This window comes from Photorhabdus heterorhabditis (assembly GCF_018448905.1).
Classification (GTDB): domain Bacteria; phylum Pseudomonadota; class Gammaproteobacteria; order Enterobacterales; family Enterobacteriaceae; genus Photorhabdus; species Photorhabdus heterorhabditis.
On sequence record NZ_RCWA01000130.1, the window covers coordinates 1 to 1231 of the forward strand.

1 protein-coding gene is annotated in these 1231 nt (G+C 56.2%); it reads right to left on the bottom strand.

What is annotated here, in order from left to right; genetic code table 11:
- The coding region (locus EAE89_RS22910) for a condensation domain-containing protein (protein WP_244866756.1) at window positions 1-1189 on the bottom strand (1189 nt) is incomplete at its 3' end.
- Window positions 1190-1231: the final 42 nt, after the last annotated feature.

Genomic DNA, 1231 nt, shown 5'->3' on the forward strand with positions numbered 1-1231 from the left:
CATAACTGAGCGTCTGCGTTTCATACTCTAACGCAGTCGCGTCCGGGGTTTTCTCTACCTGCTGTTCAAACAATTGGTGAACACACCACGGGTCAGGGTACGCCGTTTCCGTCGCATTCCAGGTTTCCAGTAACAACCTGCGCTCTGCCGGGGACAGGATATTGATTTCCCCGATCCGCTGTTGAGCATGAGCAACCATGGCTTGCAGTACCGTGTGCAGATATCCCACCTGCCGTTCTATGGTCGGTTGATCAAACAGCGCGGTGGCATAACCCAGCGTACCCACAATCCCGCCCGCCTCTTCCGACAAGCTAAGATCAAGATCAAACTTGGCAACATCAAGGACCTGATCGACTGCTGATACATCCAGCCCCGGCAGTTTCCATTCCGTATTTTCATTGTTCTGCCAGGCAAACATCACCTGGAACAACGGCGTATGCGCCAGTCGGCGCGGCGGCTGCACAATTTCCACCACCTGCTCAAACGGTAAATCCTGATGCTCCTGTGCCGCTAAGGCGGTTTGCCGTACACGCGCCAGTAATTCCGTCACGGTCAGCTCACCCGATAAATCCATACGCAACGCCAGCGTATTCACAAAGAACCCGATCAACGGTTCCACTTCCTGACGACCACGACCGGCACTCGGCGTGCCTATCACCACATCTTCCTGACCTGACAGGCGCGACAGGACTATCGACCAGGCGGACAACAGCGTCATAAATAATGTGACACCGTGCTGTTCACTCAGGCGTTTCAGGGCCGCCGTTAACTCTGCATCCAAAACAACCGGCACGACATTGCCGGCAAACGACTGCTCAGGCGGACGGGGCCGGTCAGTAGGTAGATCCAGCAGAACCGGCGCGTCAGCCAGCATGGTGCGCCAATAGTCGGATTGAATCCGGGTACGTTCAGCCGACAGCCACTGGCGCTGCCAGGCGGCATAATCCGGGTATTGAATCACCAGCGGTGGCAACGGGTCCGGTTGCCCGGCCAGAAACGCCGTATAGAGTGTGTTCAGCTCATGAATCAACACACTGGCAGACCAGCCATCGGAAACAATGTGATGCTGGGTGAGTAAGAACCGGTATTCGTCATCGGCGAGCCGGATAAGGCTGGCGCGGATAAGCGGCCCACGGTCAAGATCAAATGGCGTATGGATTTCTCCGGCGCTCAAGCGCTCAAGCACCATATCGGCATCCGGGAGTCCGCGCAGGTCATGTTGAGATAAAGG